This window comes from Enterococcus sp. AZ089 (assembly GCF_050547225.1).
In the GTDB taxonomy this organism is placed as follows: domain Bacteria; phylum Bacillota; class Bacilli; order Lactobacillales; family Enterococcaceae; genus Enterococcus_D; species Enterococcus_D entomosocium.
This window is the reverse complement of sequence record NZ_CP172954.1, coordinates 1496293-1514697: the sequence shown is the minus strand read 5'-3', so window position 1 is coordinate 1514697 and position 18405 is coordinate 1496293. Positions and strand designations below refer to the sequence as shown.

Here is an 18405-nt window from a genome sequence, read left to right as displayed (position 1 = left end):
CAAAGAAAAGAGGTTCGACATGTTTTTAAATGAAAACTATTTACTGCCAAATGAAATTGCTCAAACCCTTTACCATGACTATGCCAAAGAGCTGCCGATTATTGATTACCACTGCCACCTAGACCCGAAAGAAATCTATGAGGATCGGCCCTTTAAAACTATCACCGAGGCATGGCTAAGTGGCGATCATTACAAGTGGAGATTGATGCGCGCTTGTGGCGTACCCGAAGAAGCGATTACGGGCAATGCCAGTGATTATGAAAAATTTTTGGCATGGTGTCAAACAGTGCCAAAATTGGTGGGAAACCCCCTTTACAGTTGGACCCATTTAGAGTTAAAGCGATTTTTTGCGATCGATCTTCCCGTTACTGAAGAAAATGCCGAAACTTTGTGGAGGCTATGCAACGAAAAATTGCAGCAAAAAGACTTTACCCGAAGAGCTTTGATTGCTCGCAGTAAAGTCGAGATCGTTTGCACCACAGATGATCCAGTCGATGATCTTCACTATCATCACCAATTAAGCCAAACAGAACAACGTTTTCGGGTCTTGCCGACCTTTCGACCTGACAAAGCGTTACAAATCGACCATCCGAATTTTCTTACCTATGTTACCAAACTCGAAAAGAGTGTCGAGAACGCGATCACTACCTACGATGCTTTCTTGAGAGCCTTGCGGGACCGTGTAACCTACTTTCACCAGCTTCACTGCCGCTTGTCTGACCATGCGCTGGATACTTTAGTGTATGCTGCGGACGAACAGTTATCCCTTGAAGCAACTTTTGCCAAAGCATTAGCTGGAGAATCTTTGGAGGAAAACGAAGTCTCGTTCTTCAAAACCAATGTTCTAGTTGAACTGATGAAGCTGTATCACGAACATGGTTGGACAATGCAACTGCATGTCCATGCGTACCGTAACTGCAATCAACGAATGTTTGAGCGCTTGGGACCAGATACGGGCTACGATGGCATCAATGATCAACCACTGACTCAAAACTTGCAGAAATTATTGAACGCTGCTGATGCGCAAGACCATTTGCCTCAAACGATTCTCTACTCCTTAAATCCCAATGACTATGATGCACTCGTCGCTTTGATGGGGTGCTTCCAGCAAGAAGGCAATAATAAATTGCAGTTAGGATCTGGCTGGTGGTATAACGACACCCGCGCAGGCATGCGTCACCAATTGACGAAATTCGCAGACGGCAGTGTGATCTTTAACTTTGTCGGCATGCTGACGGATTCAAGAAGCTTTCTGTCTTACACCCGTCATGAATATTTCCGACGCGTCTTTTGTGAATGGCTTGCTGAGATCGTTGTACGTGGTGAAGCACCTGCTGATCTTCGTCAGCTAAAACCATTAGTAGAAAATGTCTGTTATCAAAACGCCAACAACTACTTCAAATTTTAGGAGAAAGCAAATGGTAAAAATCGTCATCGTCGGTGATTCCACCGCATCGATCAAAGAGCCTAGCGCTCGTCCAGAAACGGGCTGGGGAGAAAAAATCTCACGGTATCTACCCCAGCATCAAATCGTCAACTTGGCAAAAAATGGGCGTTCCTCCAAGAGCTTCATTGAAGAAGGACACTTGTTGCAGGCAGAAAAAGAACTACATGCTGGTGATTATCTCTTGATTCAATTTGGACACAATGATCAAAAAACAGATAGTCGCGGCACGACACCTGTTGAATATCAGCATAATTTAGCAACCTACGTGCAAACGGCACGCCAGCAGCAAGCGACACCGATCCTATTGACCTCGATCACTCGTTTGCATTACGTGGACCAACAACAACTTGATCCTTTGGCAGTCGGTCCTTACCCAGAAGCAATGCGTGCTTTGGCTACCTCCTTGGATGTGGTCTGTCTGGATCTTTTTGCCGCAACACAACGGTTCTTTTCAGCGCTGGAACCACAACAGGCGAAACCCTATTTTCTTCATTTAGAAAAAAATCAGCACCCCAATTATCCAGCCGGCATTACGGATAACACGCATTTGAATGACCTGGGTGCTACAGCCGTTGCCAAATTAGTTGCAGAATGTTTGAAAAATTCTCCATTACCGCTTGCACAACAAGTTCTTTTAGATTGAAACTCATTGTTCGTGTTGAATCTTCCCCTAACATAAATACGCTACCTGATTTTAAAAAGAGCAACTCAAGCAAAACGCTGCGAAGAACAGTTTCCTTCACAGCGTTTTGCTTTTCCTTCTTTTTAAAAGATTTGTTTGCAATTGCTTTGCTTCAACCCATTTATCGCCAAGCTACCTTTTAAAGCCCTGCATTTCTTAGGTGTTGCACCATAAAAATGGGAACGATTGCAATCGTCCCCATCCTTACTACTGATTGTTTTATTCAGGTTGTTTCCCGATATACGCCAAGATACCGCCATCTACATATAAGACATGGCCATTGACAAAGTTTGATGCCTCAGAAGCTAAGAAAACAGTTGGTCCTGCTAAATCTTCTGGCTCACCCCAACGGGCAGCAGGTGTTTTCGCTACGATAAATTGATCAAATGGGTGACGAGAACCGTCTGGTTGGATCTCTCGTAATGGTGCGGTTTGCGGTGTTGCAATATAACCAGGCCCGATCCCATTACATTGGATGTTAGCTGAACCAAATTCAGCACAAATGTTTTTCGTCAACATTTTCAAGCCGCCTTTAGCCGCTGCGTAACCAGCCACCGTTTCTCTTCCCAATTCACTCATCATTGAGCAAATGTTAATGATTTTTCCATGTCCTTTTTTGATCATTGACGGTAAGACTGCTTTTGAAACGATAAATGGAGCGTTCAAGTCCACGTCAACGACTTGGCGGAAGTCTTCAGCAGACATCTCCAACATCGGGATTCGTTTGATGATCCCAGCATTATTGACTAAGATATCGATCACGCCAACTTCTTCTTCAATCTGCTTGACCATTTCGTTGACTGCTTTTTCATCCGTTACATCGCAAACATAACCGTGGGCTTCGATCCCTGCTTCACGATAGTTTGCTAATCCTTTATCCACTGATTCTTGATCCAAGTTGTTAAAAACGATCGTTGCTCCTGCTGCTGCTAGTGAACGAGCGATTGTAAAACCGATCCCATAGACAGCTCCTGTCACTAAGGCGATCTTACCATCTAAACGAAATTGATCCATTGAAAAATCCATAATTGATAAACCCTCTTTCTTTTTATTTTAAGTCGTCCATTGCCACCATATCCATGTCGGTATAGGTGATATTTTCGCCACACATTGCCCAGATAAAGGAGTAGTTACTTGTTCCAACACCCGAATGGATCGACCAGCTTGGAGAAATAACGGCTTGTTCTCCACTAACGACTAAATGCTTCGTTTCATCTGGTTTGCCCATCATATGGAACACTTTTGTGTCTTCGTTGGCAAAATCAAAATACACATATGCTTCCATCCGACGTTCATGGGTATGACTTGGCATCGTATTCCAAGCACTGCCTGGTTCTAAGATCGTATACCCCATTTGTAATTGACAGCTTTCGCAAACGTTTGGGTGAATATATTGATAAATTTTCCGTTCATTTAATGTCAAGCCTTCGCCAGTCTCCATTGGTGTGACTTGATCGATACTGATTTTTACATTTGGGTATTTCTTATGTGCTGGCACGCAAGATAGATAGAATTTCGCTGGATTTGCTGGATCATCTGAGTGGAACAAAACTTGTTTGGTTTCCTTGCCGATATAGTAACCGTCTTGTTTTTTCATTGGTTCTTTTTGGCCATCGATCGTGATCGCACCAGGTCCTCCAATATTGATGACGCCTAATTCGCGACGTTCTAAGAAGTATTCCACCCCTAATTCGCTGCTTAATTGCACTTCTAACGCTTCTTCTGTCGGTGTCACTCCGCCAAAGATCATCCGATCATTGTGGGTATAGGTCAGCATGATTTGTCCTGGTGTGAAAATTTTCTCTACCAAAAATTCTCTGCGTAATTCCTCGGTACTATAGTGACGAATATCAAGTGGACTATGGGTATAGCGTGTTTCCATGTGTTGCATGTTTTATTCCTCCTATCGGATAATTTTTCCTGAACCTGTTGCAATAAATTCTTGTATCTCATTGGCGCTAAACTGATTACAGTCGCCATGGATCGTATGTTTCAAAGCAGATGCTGCAGTGGCAAAATCAATGATTTCTTGGTCTTGTTTCTTCGTGACAAGACCATGTAGGATACCAGCTGAAAAGGCATCGCCACCTCCGACGCGATCAACGATTGGATTGATCTCATGGGTAGCAGAAACGACATAATTGCCGTTATGCCATAGGCTTCCTGTCAATTGATTGTGACTTGCTGAGAGCACCTGACGACTAGTTGAGTAAAAGAGCTGGATATTGGGGTATTTCCGATGCATTTCTTGATAATAGTAGTCATCTTCGACTTCCTCTGTTGGAGCTGCTACATCCATAAAGACTTGGGCATCTAACTGTCCTGCCGAGCAATAATCGACATAGGGGAGCACTTCTTGCAAAAAGTCGTGCGCTTCAGCGGTCGTCCACAGCTTTCCACGATAATTGATATCGAAACTGATTTTACAACCAGCTGCTTTCGCTTCTTTGATCAACGTCAGTAAAAGCGTCTGCCAAGTCGATGAAAGAGCTGGCGTGATCCCTGAAAGGTGAACAATGTCAATCCCATCAAAAAGGTCAGACTGCCACTCATTTTCCTTCATTTGAGCAAAGCTAGAGCCTGCGCGATCATAAACCACTCGCGCTGCTCGTTCCCCGATACCGGTTTCAATATAGTAAGTACCTAGTCGGGAACCGCCACGAAGCAAGTGACGACAATCGACGCCATAGCTTCGTAAATGATGAAAAACGGCATCTCCTAAAGCATTTTCCGGCACTTTACTAGCAAAAGAAACGTGATGACCAAAATTTGCCAAGGAAATCGCAACATTGGCTTCCCCGCCACCATAATGGGCAGCAAACGTCGAACTATGGGCGATTCGGTCGCCTAACGTTGTCGATAGACGCAACATGATTTCTCCTAGTGTCAGAATGTTTGCCATCTTACTTTCCTCGAATCTCTTTTAATTTTGCCGCATATTGTTTCGCTACTTCTGTTACTTTGTCAAAATCCCCACTTGCTGCTGGCGCTAACAAATTCCCCCCTACACCAACGGCTACAACACCCGCTGCAAACCATTCTTGCATGTTGTCTAAGCTGACACCACCGGTCGGCATAATGTTTAATTGTGGCAATGGCGCTTTGAAGGCCGAGATGATACTTGGTCCATACGCACTACCCGGGAATAGTTTAATGATATCTGCGCCTGCTTTTAAGGCGTCCTTCATTTCTGAAATGGTCATGCAACCAGGCAGATACGGGATTTGATATAAATTACATAATTCAGCCGTTTCTTGATCAAAGGTTGGGCTGACGACATATTCTGCTCCTGCCATGATCGCTAAGCGGGCGGTCACTGCATCAAGAACGGTCCCCGCACCAACAACTACCTCTGGATTCTCTTTGAAGGTTGCTACTAATTCAGCGATTACATCCGCCGCTTGAGGCACTGTAAAAGTCAACTCAATGCCGGTGATCCCCCCTGCAACGATCGCTTTACTTGCTTGTAGTGCTTCTTCTTTTGAAGCGCCACGTACAACAGCGATCACACCGCTTTCCTTTAGTTTCATTAAATTCGCTACTTTTTTCATTAAGACCCTCCACTTATTTCCTATTTGGAAAATGGTATTTATTATAAAGAAACTTACACGTTCATTATACCGTTCTCGTTTTTATTTGCAAGGGCTTTCCATTAAAAAGTTTATAACGCTTGTTCAATTTGTTGTTTTGTCGCAATAATCGCATCGATCAATGTCGTTTTGTATTCTGGGGTCAAGCGGTATTTCGGTAGGCTGATAGAAAACGCCCCAACGATCTCCTGATCTTTTATCAGTGAGGCGCCGATGCAATAGATTTCTTGTTCCATTTCTTCATCATCAAAGGCTACTTGGTTCGCTTTTGCCTGTTCCAATTCTTTCTTCAACTTCAACTGATTTGTAATGGTATTTTCGGTATAAGCGGTTAAAGGCGTTGCTGCCAAGTACTCCTCTACTTGAGGGGCATCAAACTCCGCTAAAACGGCTTTCCCCATGGCAGAGCTATACAACGGTCTTGTGATTCCTACTTTTGAAGACATGCGGATCGTTTGATTCTGAGGCTCCAATTTATTGACATAAAGAATCTCATTGGCGGTCAAGACCCCTAAGTGGATCGTTTCATCCGCCGTTTTCTGCAATGCTTCCAAGTATGGCAAGCTGATTTCCACTAAATCAAGCTCTTGAATGTTTTGATTCGCATACTTGATCAGCTTAGACCCTAAGCGATAATTCTTCTCTTTGTCGCGTTTGACATAGCCGATCATTTGTAGCGTTTCCAATATTTTCAAAGCTGTGGATGGGGTCAGTTTCGTTGCTTCTGAAATTTCTTGCAATGGTTTACTTGGCGCTTCTGCGAGGTAATCTAAAATGGTTGCTGCTTTTAGTAGTACGGTTCCATATGGTTTTTGTGTCATCATTTCTCCACCTTTATTTTCTATATAAGAAATTATAATATCTTTTTAGGAAATGCACAATCTTTTTTCCTATATATCAGCATGACGCGATTCCTATTTTACTTTCTGTCGTTATTCATTGTATGATGAAGACAAGACAAAGGAGTGCCGAACAATGGACTTAAATGTATTGATCAAAGGAAAAAAATTGACTGACAATGAGCTGCAAATTCTTGATTATTTGCTTGCAAATACCGCTGCGATCGATGGACTGCCCTTAAGAGAAATCGCTAAAACGATCTACACTTCCCCAGCAACCATCGTGCGGCTTGCGCAAAAACTAGGTTTTTCTGGCTATCTAGAGCTGCTTTACTTCTTAAAGAATCGCTTGAAAAATCAGACGATCACTGAAGCCGCCATCGATTACCAAATTGACGCTGCCAGTATTGCAGATACGATCGAAGCGATCAAAGAAATCTATGGACAAAACAAGAACAAGTTTATTACGATTTATGCCACAGGTTTTTCGGGGATCGTGGCAGAATACCTACACAAAAAAATGCTTGTCAACGGCATCAAAACCTTATTAGTCAGTGCTTCTGACTCAGGTGGGATCATTAGTAACAACATCGAGAACATAAGTATGTTGATTACTATCTCTAAATCTGGCGAAACACAAAAAGTGCTGGAAAAGATGGCATTAGCCAATGAACATCACATACCAACTGTTTTGTTTTGTGGGAACGGTGAGCATCGCGCCAATCAACTAGCGACCTTTTCCTTTGAAGTGACAGATGAACGTCCCTACGACACCCAAAACATCCAGTACACCAGTTTCTTTGGCAAACTGCTCTTATTGATGGAATATATCGTCGACGCTTTCACGTGTGTTGAAAAAGAAAACCAGCAACCCTAGTGGATTGCTGGTTTTTGCTTATGCATGAAAATACGTTTTTGCCAGTTCTTGATAAAGCGCGTGGTTCTGCGGATCAGGAACAAATTTTTCATCTGGCTGATCTTGCCGCACAACAGAGCTTTTGTACAAATCATACAAGCCGAATATCGGTTCATTTTCATCGGAAAGATAACAGGTTAGCCCCAACACATCCGCGGTCATTTGACCTAATAGTTTTGTTTGAAAGAAACCACCACTTACAGTGACTGCCCCTTCCAACTGCGCCATTTGCTTTAATAAATCGATGTTCATCAGCATGCCTTCGAGGACTGCCCGCAACATATCTGAGCGATTGTGTTTCAGGGTCAAGCCAGAAAAGCCACCTGTGATTTCATTCGTCCAAAAGGGTGCCCGCTCGCCATTTAAATAGGGGAAAAAACGTAAACCGTTGCTGCCGATCGGTGATTCCTCCATGACTTGCGGCAGATAATGATAAAACCCATCAGGATCTTCTGATAAGGTCTCTTTTGCCCAAGCAAGCACACAACCGCCATTATTCGAAGGTGCCCCTACGACATAGAGGTCTTCTTGCAGATAGTAGCAAAAATTTTGTTTTTGGCGATCAAAGACCGTGGTCTCACTTACTTTACGAACCGCCGCACTGGTTCCGATCGTCAAGCTGTTGCGGATCCCTGTAGAAATATAGCCAGCATATGCTGCCAAACACCCATCGCTAGCCCCACACATCACTTCTACCTCAGGCTTCAAGCCACACCGCTGCGCCATCTCCTTGGTAATCAAAAAACGATCAGTCGGTGCACATAAAGGCGCTAATTGGGCTTTTGAAAGGGATAAATAGTTGAGAATCTTTTGACTCCATTGCTTTTCTCTCAAAGAAAAAAGACCGGTCGCTGATGCGGTACTATAATCGATCCGTGCTTGTCCGGTAAACAACGCCATTGCTAGTTCTTTTAAGCCTAACCATTTCGTCTCTTTGGAATATGAACCACTTGTTTGAAAATAAGCCAGTTTCGCAAAGGGAGACATCGCATGGATCGGTGTCCCTGTCTCTTCATAAAACGTTGCCGCCAGATCCGTTTGACGAAAGGCCGTCATCGTTTGATTCGCTTGATTGTCTGACCAAATGTAAATCTCTTCTGCTGTCTCACCAGCCACTGGCATCAAACTGTGCATAGCGGTACTGAACCCGATCACTGTGATTGCCGCTTTTAATTGAGCGGGAATCGTTGTGATACCACTGATTAATTGGCTACTGATCTGGGTCGCTGATTGGGTCTGTTTTAACCCATGGCTATGGGTTTTGATTGGTAATGACTGTGAGTAAATGATTTTCCGATCTTCAATGACCCCAAATTTTATGGCTGTTGTGCCGATATCAATCCCTAAAAACATCGCATTGCTCCCTCTCATCTGATTCAATTAGCTTTATTCTACCATAGTTAGTGGCATATTCTAGCATACCTGTCTGATCGTTTTGTTGAGAAGACGTTTAGTGATGATTTTCTTCAGAGAATTATCCTTCCACAGCAAAAATCAAAAAAAAGAAAGATTCTTGGAGAATCTTCCTCTTTCCAGTTAGCCAATCAGCAAATGTTTCGCAAATGTGAAACAAATCAAGACAATCCTGGCCAGTAATCACCATTTTCCGAGACCAAATCATCGAGTAACTCTTTGGCTACTTTTGCGCTAGGAATCGTTTTGGAAAGGCTTAACGCTTGCCACATTTTTTGATAGCTCTTTTCCACATATGCTTCGACCACTAATTTTTCCACAGTCACCTGTTGGAACATGAGCGCTTGTTGGAAGGCAGGAATTTTTCCTTGAGCGAGGGCTTCTGGTCCATCAGAACCGACGATACATGGCACTTCCACCATGGCATCATCCGGGAAGTTCGCAATCGCGCCGTTGTTTTCCACAATCATGACCATTCGCTCATGCGTATTAAAAGCGATGGCGCGTGCCAAATCAACGATAAAGGTTGCATGGGCATCAATCTCAAAAGCGATCCCTTCAGCAGATCCTTGTGCAGTGATCTTTTTGGCATGATCGAACACTCGTCTTTCCCGTCCTTCCATCACTTCATTGGAACGCGTATACTCCGGGTGTTCTTTCATGTGTTCGTAGACGTAATCTGGGTATAAATAATACTTCAAGTACGTATTTGGCAGATATTCTGGTGTGAGAGCCAAGAGGTCTTTGGCTTTTTTGTGGGTGTCTTGCCAACTTGGGTCTGTATGTTGAGTATCCACTTCGATCTGCGTCAAATAGCCATGTTCTGCAACATAGTCACGTATGGTTTGAATGTACTCCGTGCCTTCTTTGTCTTTGACACTAGTCCACCAGCCAAAATGATTCAAGCCAAAGTAGCGAACTTCTAGTTCCTCTGGCTGTTTGCCAATGATTTGCGACATGCGACGCAACGTGCCCACGGGCATGTCACAGATATTCAGAACTTTTGATTTAGGACGCAAGACTCGACATGCTTCAGCTACGATTGCAGCCGGATTGGAATAATTCAGCATCCAACAATCGGGGGAATACTTTTCCATGTAATCAATGATCTCCAGCATACCAGTGATGCTGCGCATCCCATAAGCGATCCCTCCTGGACCACAGGTTTCTTGACCAAAGACGCCATGACGCAAGGGAACTTTTTCATCTTTTTCCCGCATATCATACTTTCCTACTCGGATATGCGCCATACAGAAATCGATATCGCTGAAGGCTTCCTCAGGATCCGTCGTAAATGAAAATTCGATTTGCGGTGCTTGTTCTTTTAATAAGATCGCTAGGGCTTCACCGAGGATCGCTTGGCGTGCTTCATCATTGTCGTATAGTTTCAGCTTTCTTAAAGGAAAGCGTTCTTGATTATCAAGCAGCATCATAACGATTCCCGGGGTAAAGGTACTGCCGCCCCCTGCGATCACTACTGAAAAATTTTTCATCATTCAATCTCTCCTTCTCTTCCAAGATAATTTTCTAATTCTTCCCGCACTTTCGGCACAGTCAACCCGTAAACGACATGGACATTTTCACCATTTTTGATCACGCCTTTGGCTTGTGTTTCGTCTTTTAGTAGCGCTTCATCCACGAGTTCAGGATCCTTTAGTTTTAAACGTAAGCGGGTATAGCAGTTGTCGATGGTTTTGATATTGTCATCGCCACCTAGCGCTTTGGTGATGATTGCTGAGATACTTGTTTCACCAGTCGGACTAATGGCGGCTTGGTCACTCGCCATGACCCCGACACCTGCTCCAGCAAGTTGTTTTTCTTTGTACTCTTTCTTCGAATACAGTTTGGTCTCTGTCCCATCTTCTTCACGCCCGACCGTTTTCAAATTCAGTTTCGTGATCAAAAAGCGGAACAAGAAGTAATAAAGAAAGAAGAAGACGACTCCGACGATCAAGTACACTGGCCAGCGAGTTTTCTCGATCCCTAAGGGCAAGTTGTACAAAAGAAAGTCGATGAAGCCATTCGGTCCGATGGCGCGAGAACCAAAGAGATTTAACGCCACCATGCTCAAGCCGCTAAGTGCAGAATGAATGACGAACAAAACAGGTGCCACGAACATAAAAGAAAATTCGATTGGTTCAGTCACACCTGCAATAAAGGAAGTGACGACAGCTGGAATCAAAATGGCTTTGACTTTGACTTTATTTTCTGGTTTTGCCGTTTGATACATCGCCAAACAGGCACCGATCAGTCCAAACATTTTTGAGATCCCACGAGCGTCCCAAATGACACTTTGCGATAATACGCGGACTGCTGGGTCAGCAATTTCCGCAAAATAAATGTTTCGTGCCCCTTCAAAGACTTGACCGCCAACTTCTGCGACACCGCCTAATGAGGTATACAAAAACGGCGTGTAGATCAAGTGATGCAAGCCAGTTGGAATCAATAAGCGTTCCAACATACCGTACAAGAAGATGCCAAAGTTGCCCGTTTGTTGAATGATGCCGCCTAAACCGTCGATGCCAGTTTGTATTACTGGCCATATAAACGTGAAAACGATGGCTAATAACACGACGACCGGAATCAAGACAATAAAGACGAAGCGCGCGCCGCCATAAACTTGAAAGGCGTTGTTAAAGGTCGTATCGATAAAACGATTATGAATCAATGCTACGACGATCCCTAAAATGATCCCCAGAAAGACCCCCATATCCAACACTTGGATTCCTAAAACGATCGCTTGTCCTGAACCTTGAAGGGCATCGGCTGGAACCAACATCCCCCGAAGTTCCATGAATTTATTCATGGCATTCAAGAAGACGAAATAACCTAACAACGCGGTAAATCCCGCTTCAGCTTTTTTCTTATTAGCTAACCCTAGAGCAATCCCGACACAAAAAATAATGCCCAAATTGGTTAAAATCGGTAATAAGGAAGCGGATAAGATACTACCAAAACCGGTGGTTATCGGATTATCCAAAAAGGGAAACTGCTCAAGCAAGCGGACATTTGTAAACACATTCCCAACGGCAATCAATATCCCTGCGATCGGCAAAATCAAGACGGGCACAAACATTGCCTTGGAGAATTTCTGCATCGCATCCATCACTTTTTCTTTCATTGAGGAAACTCCTTTGTAATTGATTTGTAGGTTCATTATAGGAAACATTTGTTACTAATAGAATAGCAAACGTTTTCAATTCAATGCGTTTCAAAGATTGGAATGTGTTTCATCCTGTTTACTTCCTTGCTAGTGGTGAATACAAGCAACAAAAAAAGAGTGAATCAAGATTGATCCACTCTTTTTAGATGCAACACTTTTTGATAGAAATACAAGGGCCCAGACAGACAAAATAGATAGAAGATACCTGGTGCTGATTGCCATGTGAAGAAATAGCCGATCGCTGCTAGGACTAAGATTCCGATCCCTTTATGGTAGTGCATCATCGTAAAGAAAAAACTACTACGAAAAAGGTCAAACAAGTTTTGCCGATCTTGCATTTTTGATTGCATCACATACAGGTTAATGTTGTAAGACAACAAAAAAGTAAGAAAAATGATGGTCAAAAAAGAGAAAAACAATGAATTCGTCAAAGTAGCAGAACGCCACAAGCTGAGTCCGCATAAAAATGAGAAGAGATTGAAGACCCCTAGTGGCAGAGTCTTCAATAACGCGCTTTTGCTATTTTTCAAAAAGGGTTTTAGCAGTTTTGCTTCAGGATGTTCGTAAGCATCGACCACTGCTCGCAAAGCGGCTGGAAACGTGATGATCGGAAACGATACCACTAAAAACAAGAGATTCAATACCAGCATACGAAAAACGATTTCGCAAAGACGATAAAAACGACTCTCTAAAGCAAACATCACACTCACACACCTTTAGTTTAATTTTTCAATATTTTCAGCGATTTTCTCATTTCGGTAATCAACGATTGCTGACCATCCATTGTTTTCTCGTTCTTTTAGGTAGTCTTCCCAAATCTGACGGCCCGCTTCTTCCGAGTCTGCTTGAATAAAGTTGACCAACGCTTGCACTCTTGCTGTGTTGATGGAAGTGAGGTTTCTTGCTTCAGAACCGGTGCGAGGATCAATGTCTTCGATCTCAAAACGCGGCGCCAATTTGTCTTGCGACCATTCCACCATCTGCCGAATCGATGTTGCTGGTTTTTGTCCCATTTGAATGGCGTAATTGTCATTGCCAACAAACCAATAAGAACCTAAACCAATTTCCTTATCAAAGCGAGCAATATCAGAATTTCGTAACGCTTCTGTTTCTTCTGAGTACTCAACCACGCCATCCACAAGATTGTATGTTTCCCCTTCGATACCAAAGGTAGTGACCATCGTGCCATACTCACTTGCTAAATACGTCAAAAGTTCCATGGCTTTTTGGGGTTCTTTTGTCGACGTCGTGATGAAGGTTTGTGTCCATCCACCAATATTTCCGCCAGTAAAAGTGGAATCATCGCCATTCGAATTTTTCGGACCATCGACGGCAATATAGGTTTGCTCAGGATTACGGGCATTATTATCGGACATAAACTCATTGAGTCCCTTCGTATTCGTATGCAGGTAAGCAAAATAACGCCCTTGTCCTAGTTTTTCCTTCATCGTGTTGTCATTGTCTGAAAACTGGTCATTGTTGATGTATCCCTCATTGTACGCTTTTCTAAATGTCTCGATCCAAGTGATGTACTCCTCATCAGCGTCACGATCATTGAATTGACCGTCTACACTTGGTGCGATACTGAGAAAGTCTTGCAAAGTACCACCATAGGCGCCATCCCCACCATTGGAAATATCTAGTGCAGTCGAAGCAAATGGGACTAGAGCTGCACCATCATCTGCTGTCGGAAATGCTTCTTTTGCCCGTTTTAACGCATCTAAAAATCCTTCTGGCGTCGACATATCGGGTTCACCTAACGCTTCGTAAATATCTTTGCGGACAATGAAAACTTGGTCTCCCACTACATTGCCGTCCTCATAATCTTGTGCAGTCGTGGAAAAGCTCGGGTATCCATAAATGTTGCCATCTTCTAAAGTAAACCATTGAACAGATTCCGGTTTCGCTGCATGTTCTAAGAAGTAAGGGTCATATTTTTCTGCCAAAAGATTCAATGGCAAGGCAAATTTTGTCGCTTCATTTGCAGCAGACAGGTTTTTATCGAAGGTCATGATATCTGGAAGATCGCCACCAGCTAGCATCGTATTAAGGTTCTCGTCATTTCCTGAAATAAATTCGACATTGATATTCATGTCTTCTTTGATTTTTCGCGTCACAGTGTCTTTGCCCCACCCCGGCTGAGCATACCAATCAAAATTGACATACCATTTTAAGGTCGCTTCATGGTCGGTGTCTTTTTGCCAGCTTGGTGTATCTTTGTCTGCTTCAAAGCGAGCTTCTGGCAGATCTTCTACCTCAGCAGCTCCTTTTGACTCGCTGCTGGAATTACCACAGGCACCTAATACCATGACTGATGTACATACGAGACCGATCCCTAAAAATAATTTGCTTGCTTTCATTTTTTTCTCTCCTTTTGTCTATTCTTTTACTGATCCAAGAGTCATCCCTTGAATAAAGTACTTTTGTAAAAATGGGTAGATCACGACGACAGGAACCGTCGTTACCACCATGGTTGCTAATTGCAATGACTGTGAAGTTGTATTTCTGACAACATTGGTTCCGGTCGCCACTGCGGGCGATAGATTTTCCGAAACGATCCGAAATAGTAGCATTTGTAAAGGATATAAACTACGATCATCCACATAGATATTGGCGGTCATGTAGTCGTTCCACTGAAAGACGCCGTGGAATAATGCAATGGTTGCCAAAACTGGAAGGGACAATGGCAAAATGATTTTCACGAAAATAATAAAAGGATTGGCGCCATCCATCATGGCAGATTCTTCCAGCGAAAATGGAATGCTCCGGAAAAAATTCATCAAAATCACCATATCGTAAAAAGAAAATAAGACAGGAATGATGTAAACCCAAAAATTATTTAACAACCCTAATTCTTTGAATAAGAGAAAGGTTGGGATCATTCCTCCGGAAACGAACATCGTTAAAATCCCCATGTTCATGTAGATTTTCCGTCCCATTAAGTTTCTGCGACTCATCCCATAGGCGACCATCGCCGTTAATGCCGTATGCAAAACAACGCCAATCACTGTTTTTGCAACTGAGATAACAAAAGCTTTATAGATCGCAGAATCTTCAAAAACGGTGTAGTAACTTTCTAGTGAAAATTCCCGTGGCCAGAAATAGATCCCCCCTCTTGCGGCATCGGTTGCATCATTGAACGACAAAGCGACGATATTCCATAATGGCAACGCAATGATGGCTAAAAAGAATACCATGAAAATCACATTGGCGGTATTGAAGATCTTCTCATCTTTTGAAAATGTTTGTTTCATACTTTTCCTCCTCTAAAAGACTGATTCATCACTGATTTTTTTGGTCAAAAGATGACTTCCTACTACGAGGATCAAAGAAACAACCGACACAAACAGGCCAACGGCGGTCGCATAGGAGAAGTCTCCTTGTTGGATCCCCATTTTATAGACAAATGAATTAATGACTTCACTGGACTGATAATTGACAGGGTTTTGTAAGACGAGTGTCTGATCGAGGTTTGAACCCAATAACCCCCCCACTGACAAAACAAATGTCAAGGCGATAATATGACGGATCGAAGGAATCGTGATCCGCGTGATCTGCTGGAACTTCGTGGCGCCATCCATTCTAGCTGCTTCATAAAGAGCTGGATTGATCCCCGTCATAGCAGCGATGTATAAAATCGTATTCCAGCCAACTTCTTTCCAAATATCGGAAATGACTGCAATCGCCCAATATTTTTCGGGATCGGTCAAGAAGCGGATCGGTTCATCGATCAACCCAAAACCTAACAGTAGATTATTGACCAGACCGGTATCAGACAACCACGTAATAAACATGCCACCTAAGATGACCCAAGAAAGAAAGTGCGGCAAATAAGACACCGTTTGAACGACCTTCTTCAAGCGCACATGAACGATTTCATTGATCAATACCGCTAAACCAATCGCCGCTGGAAAGCCAATCAGTAGTTTAAAAAAGCTGATGCCCAATGTATTACTCATCACCGTCCAAAACATTGAATCACTAAAAAATTCTTGAAAATATTGAGTACCGACCCACTCCGCATTTGCGATCGAATCAAGAACTGAGTAATCTTTAAACGCGATAACGATCCCATACAATGGGATAAAATTAAAAATAATCATCAAGATAATACCTGGCCAAACCATCGCTTGATAAAAGCTTTGGCTTTTTAGTTTTTGCAAAAATGACCTTTTCTGTGGGGTTGCTTTTAGCATGACACCTTTTGATTCCATTTTTCCACCCTTTCTAAAACGCTTACTTTTTCACCCAAAGGAAATACATGCTTTCCTTTATTGGTTCATCAATTGATAGACCGCACCAATCATACCAGCATCATTTTTTAATTTTGCTCGTTGAATCGGTGCAATCGTGCGACCTTCTAAATAACCAATACTTTCATGGCGAGCTTTTAGCTGGCTCATGGTCTCTTCAAGCCTTGTCATGAAACCATCATTTTCACTGACCCCACCACCAACCAAAATCAGCTCGGGATCAAATGTACTGATCAAATTCAGTAAGCCCACTGATAAATCTTGGAAAAATTGAGCAATCACTTGGTTCGCTACTACTTCTCCTTGTTCTCCTCTCTGGAAGATCTCGACTGCATCTTGAGGCAGATCACTTCGCCCTTCTTGCTGAAGTGCCAGTTGATACTGATGGCAAAGACCACCCACGATGGCTGCTCGTTGATTCAAGGAAACTGACTCTAGATTTCCCTGTTCAGGCAATGTGTCGATCAGCATCCACCCAAATTCACCTGCCATGCCATGACTGCCTCGATAGAGCTGATTGTTGACGATGATCCCGCCACCAATACCAGTTCCCACAACAAGACAAAGATAGTTCTCACAAGCCTGTGCATGCCCAAGCCATTTTTCAGCAATCGCTGCAGCATTGGCATCATTTTCAACAAGGACTGGCAGCTTGACACGTTTCTCTAATTCCAACTTTAGGTTGATTCCATAAAGCGGTTTGATTGATCCTGCCGTGATCATCGTGCCATCTTTTTGGATGATGCCCGGTGCGCTAATACCGACACCTTCGATCACTGCATCTTGCTGCAGCGATTCGATCAATGCTGTGATGGATTGCAAAAATTTTTCTTTTTCATGAATGGTTGGCATCTGTCCTTTCTTCACAATTTCACCCGTTCTCAAAATCACACCATATTTGATAGCCGTTCCTCCAACATCAATTCCAATAAACATTGCTTCACCCTCATTATTCATTTACTTGTTTTGTCGATTGCTTAATACTCAATTCTCCTGGTAAAACGTAGGAGACACCACATGCATTTTCCTCAATCATTTCGATCAAGTGGTTTACTGCCGTGACCCCTTGCAATTGGATTGGATTTTTCACAGTCGTCAACCGAGGCATGAAATAGTCCAAGAGATCGATGCCATCAAAGCCAATTACGCTGAAATCATCCGGCACCCGCCACTTGGTCTCATGGATCGCCTTGACCGTTCCTATCGCACTAAGATCATTTCCCGCCAGAAACGCTGTGGGTAAATCTTTCTGCTCTAGCAAAAACTGTTGCACGCGGACTCTCGTTCGTTCTTCTTCAAAGAACCCCTGCAATTGATAGTCCGACCGTTTAGAAACCCCTGCCTCGTTTAATGCTTCTAAATACCCTCTTAAACGCTCATCACTATCATAAACACCAGTAATACCACTGATAAAGGCAATTTTTTTGTGGCCAAGTGACAAAAGATACTCGGTGGCTGCTTTCCCTTTTTCGAAAGAATCAAAGACTACACTGCCGAAGTTCTTCTCTTGAATGTTTCGATCGATAAAGACGGCTTTGATTTGTTCTCGTTCCATCGCAGCCAAATCCTGCTTCGTTAAAAAATCTTCAAATCCAATAATGCCATCAACAACACCACCTAAAATACTATTGAGGACAACGCGCTTATCTGCAGATAAAAACACGTTGACTGCATACCCATGTTTTTCTGCCTCTCTGGCAATGGCTTCAACTAGTACGCTAAAGTAGGGGCCCTTAATGCTGGTGGTGTAAAAACCAAGCATCTTGGTTTTCGTGTTTTTTAATTGTTTGCCCATCAAATTTGGGACATAATGCAACCGCTGCGCGGCAGCCATCACACGTTCTTTCGTTGCGGGCCGAACAACATCGACACCGTTTAATGCTTTAGACACGGTCGCAATCGACACGTTTGCCTCCTTTGCCACTTCCCGAATCGTGATTCGATTTGTCAAATGATTCTCCCCTCCTGAAGGATTCTTCCCAAAAATAAAAACGTTTTTATTTTTCTGAAAAAATCAACGACCACTCTAAGGTTGGCCATCCGATAAACCAACTATATATAAAAACGTTTTCACCCACAATGGTTCTAGGACTAGTTGGCGC

General features: G+C 43.1%; 17 protein-coding genes. 3 read left to right on the top strand and 14 right to left on the bottom strand.

The features are described from left to right. The first annotated feature begins 19 nt into the window (after positions 1–19). Both uxaC and IGJ01_RS07085 read left to right on the top strand, forming a co-directional pair. A complete protein-coding gene (gene uxaC, locus IGJ01_RS07090; RefSeq protein WP_430601557.1) occupies positions 20–1408 on the top strand; it encodes a glucuronate isomerase in 1389 nt (462 codons plus the stop codon). A 10-nt stretch (positions 1409–1418) separates the two neighbouring features. After that, a complete protein-coding gene (locus tag IGJ01_RS07085; RefSeq protein WP_430601556.1) occupies positions 1419–2090 on the top strand; it encodes a rhamnogalacturonan acetylesterase in 672 nt (223 codons plus the stop codon). Between the two features lie 258 nt (positions 2091–2348). On the opposite strand, the gene IGJ01_RS07080 is transcribed toward IGJ01_RS07085, so the two are convergent. The 5 genes from IGJ01_RS07080 to IGJ01_RS07060 all read right to left on the bottom strand — a co-directional run bounded on the left by IGJ01_RS07080 (position 2349) and on the right by IGJ01_RS07060 (position 6543). Beyond that, the gene (locus IGJ01_RS07080; protein WP_005229917.1) at positions 2349–3155 is read right to left on the bottom strand and encodes a gluconate 5-dehydrogenase; all 807 of its coding nucleotides are present in this window, start codon (positions 3153–3155) and stop codon (positions 2349–2351) included. Between the two features lie 22 nt (positions 3156–3177). Then, the gene (kduI, locus tag IGJ01_RS07075) at positions 3178–4020 is read right to left on the bottom strand and encodes a 5-dehydro-4-deoxy-D-glucuronate isomerase (RefSeq protein ID WP_008381541.1); all 843 of its coding nucleotides are present in this window, start codon (positions 4018–4020) and stop codon (positions 3178–3180) included. 12 nt (positions 4021–4032) lie between these two features. Continuing rightward, complete coding sequence (locus IGJ01_RS07070; RefSeq protein ID WP_244733501.1) at positions 4033–5031, bottom strand: sugar kinase; 999 nt, start codon at positions 5029–5031, stop codon at positions 4033–4035. 1 nt (position 5032) lies between these two features. Further along, complete coding sequence (locus tag IGJ01_RS07065) at positions 5033–5680, bottom strand: bifunctional 4-hydroxy-2-oxoglutarate aldolase/2-dehydro-3-deoxy-phosphogluconate aldolase (RefSeq protein WP_016621203.1); 648 nt, start codon at positions 5678–5680, stop codon at positions 5033–5035. 110 nt (positions 5681–5790) lie between these two features. Next, entirely contained in the window at positions 5791–6543 is a 753-nt protein-coding gene (locus IGJ01_RS07060; protein ID WP_016621204.1) for an IclR family transcriptional regulator, read from the bottom strand. Positions 6544–6694: 151 nt separating this feature from the next. On the opposite strand from IGJ01_RS07060, the gene IGJ01_RS07055 reads away from it, so the two are divergent. Next, positions 6695–7435, top strand: a complete 741-nt coding sequence (locus tag IGJ01_RS07055) for a MurR/RpiR family transcriptional regulator (protein ID WP_008381545.1) — start codon at positions 6695–6697, stop codon at positions 7433–7435. A gap of 18 nt (positions 7436–7453) precedes the next feature. On the opposite strand, the gene IGJ01_RS07050 is transcribed toward IGJ01_RS07055, so the two are convergent. From IGJ01_RS07050 to IGJ01_RS07010, 9 genes are all read right to left on the bottom strand, one after another. Beyond that, complete coding sequence (locus IGJ01_RS07050) at positions 7454–8827, bottom strand: gluconokinase (RefSeq protein ID WP_244733498.1); 1374 nt, start codon at positions 8825–8827, stop codon at positions 7454–7456. 221 nt (positions 8828–9048) lie between these two features. Next, positions 9049–10380 (bottom strand): 6-phospho-alpha-glucosidase, encoded by a 1332-nt coding sequence (locus tag IGJ01_RS07045; protein WP_035007167.1) that lies wholly within the window; start codon positions 10378–10380, stop codon positions 9049–9051. Continuing rightward, on the bottom strand, positions 10380–12008 hold the full coding sequence (locus IGJ01_RS07040) for a PTS transporter subunit EIIC (RefSeq protein WP_008381549.1): 1629 nt from the start codon (positions 12006–12008) through the stop codon (positions 10380–10382). The genes IGJ01_RS07045 and IGJ01_RS07040 overlap by 1 nt, the downstream gene beginning before the upstream one ends. Before the next feature lie 164 nt (positions 12009–12172). After that, complete coding sequence (locus IGJ01_RS07035; RefSeq protein ID WP_008381551.1) at positions 12173–12751, bottom strand: hypothetical protein; 579 nt, start codon at positions 12749–12751, stop codon at positions 12173–12175. Between the two features lie 15 nt (positions 12752–12766). After that, positions 12767–14410 carry a hypothetical protein gene (locus IGJ01_RS07030; RefSeq protein WP_005236527.1) on the bottom strand — a complete coding sequence of 548 codons (1644 nt, stop codon included), beginning with the start codon at positions 14408–14410 and terminating at the stop codon, positions 12767–12769. Positions 14411–14428: 18 nt separating this feature from the next. Further along, positions 14429–15304 (bottom strand): carbohydrate ABC transporter permease, encoded by an 876-nt coding sequence (locus IGJ01_RS07025; protein WP_005236529.1) that lies wholly within the window; start codon positions 15302–15304, stop codon positions 14429–14431. Positions 15305–15316: 12 nt separating this feature from the next. Continuing rightward, positions 15317–16264, bottom strand: coding sequence for an ABC transporter permease (locus IGJ01_RS07020; RefSeq protein ID WP_005236531.1), 948 nt, complete (start codon positions 16262–16264; stop codon positions 15317–15319). Positions 16265–16321: 57 nt separating this feature from the next. Further along, the gene (locus tag IGJ01_RS07015) at positions 16322–17239 is read right to left on the bottom strand and encodes an ROK family protein (RefSeq protein WP_430601555.1); all 918 of its coding nucleotides are present in this window, start codon (positions 17237–17239) and stop codon (positions 16322–16324) included. A gap of 13 nt (positions 17240–17252) precedes the next feature. Further along, complete coding sequence (locus IGJ01_RS07010; RefSeq protein WP_042890402.1) at positions 17253–18254, bottom strand: LacI family DNA-binding transcriptional regulator; 1002 nt, start codon at positions 18252–18254, stop codon at positions 17253–17255. Between the last annotated feature and the right edge of the window lie 151 nt (positions 18255–18405).

Excerpts from the sequence above, each read along its gene's own strand:
- IGJ01_RS07080 (WP_005229917.1), bottom strand. The coding sequence starts at position 3,155 with ATGGATTTTTCAATGGATCAATTTCGTTTAGATGGTAAGATCGCCTTA.
- IGJ01_RS07025 (WP_005236529.1), bottom strand. The coding sequence starts at position 15,304 with ATGAAACAAACATTTTCAAAAGATGAGAAGATCTTCAATACCGCCAAT.
- IGJ01_RS07020 (WP_005236531.1), bottom strand. The coding sequence starts at position 16,264 with ATGGAATCAAAAGGTGTCATGCTAAAAGCAACCCCACAGAAAAGGTCA.
- IGJ01_RS07015 (WP_430601555.1), bottom strand. The coding sequence starts at position 17,239 with ATGTTTATTGGAATTGATGTTGGAGGAACGGCTATCAAATATGGTGTG.
- IGJ01_RS07030 (WP_005236527.1), bottom strand. The coding sequence starts at position 14,410 with ATGAAAGCAAGCAAATTATTTTTAGGGATCGGTCTCGTATGTACATCA.
- IGJ01_RS07085 (WP_430601556.1), top strand. The coding sequence starts at position 1,419 with ATGGTAAAAATCGTCATCGTCGGTGATTCCACCGCATCGATCAAAGAG.
- IGJ01_RS07035 (WP_008381551.1), bottom strand. The coding sequence starts at position 12,751 with ATGTTTGCTTTAGAGAGTCGTTTTTATCGTCTTTGCGAAATCGTTTTT.
- kduI (WP_008381541.1), bottom strand. The coding sequence starts at position 4,020 with ATGCAACACATGGAAACACGCTATACCCATAGTCCACTTGATATTCGT.
- IGJ01_RS07065 (WP_016621203.1), bottom strand. The coding sequence starts at position 5,680 with ATGAAAAAAGTAGCGAATTTAATGAAACTAAAGGAAAGCGGTGTGATC.
- uxaC (WP_430601557.1), top strand. The coding sequence starts at position 20 with ATGTTTTTAAATGAAAACTATTTACTGCCAAATGAAATTGCTCAAACC.
- IGJ01_RS07055 (WP_008381545.1), top strand. The coding sequence starts at position 6,695 with ATGGACTTAAATGTATTGATCAAAGGAAAAAAATTGACTGACAATGAG.
- IGJ01_RS07045 (WP_035007167.1), bottom strand. The coding sequence starts at position 10,380 with ATGAAAAATTTTTCAGTAGTGATCGCAGGGGGCGGCAGTACCTTTACC.
- IGJ01_RS07070 (WP_244733501.1), bottom strand. The coding sequence starts at position 5,031 with ATGGCAAACATTCTGACACTAGGAGAAATCATGTTGCGTCTATCGACA.
- IGJ01_RS07040 (WP_008381549.1), bottom strand. The coding sequence starts at position 12,008 with ATGAAAGAAAAAGTGATGGATGCGATGCAGAAATTCTCCAAGGCAATG.
- IGJ01_RS07060 (WP_016621204.1), bottom strand. The coding sequence starts at position 6,543 with ATGATGACACAAAAACCATATGGAACCGTACTACTAAAAGCAGCAACC.
- IGJ01_RS07050 (WP_244733498.1), bottom strand. The coding sequence starts at position 8,827 with ATGTTTTTAGGGATTGATATCGGCACAACAGCCATAAAATTTGGGGTC.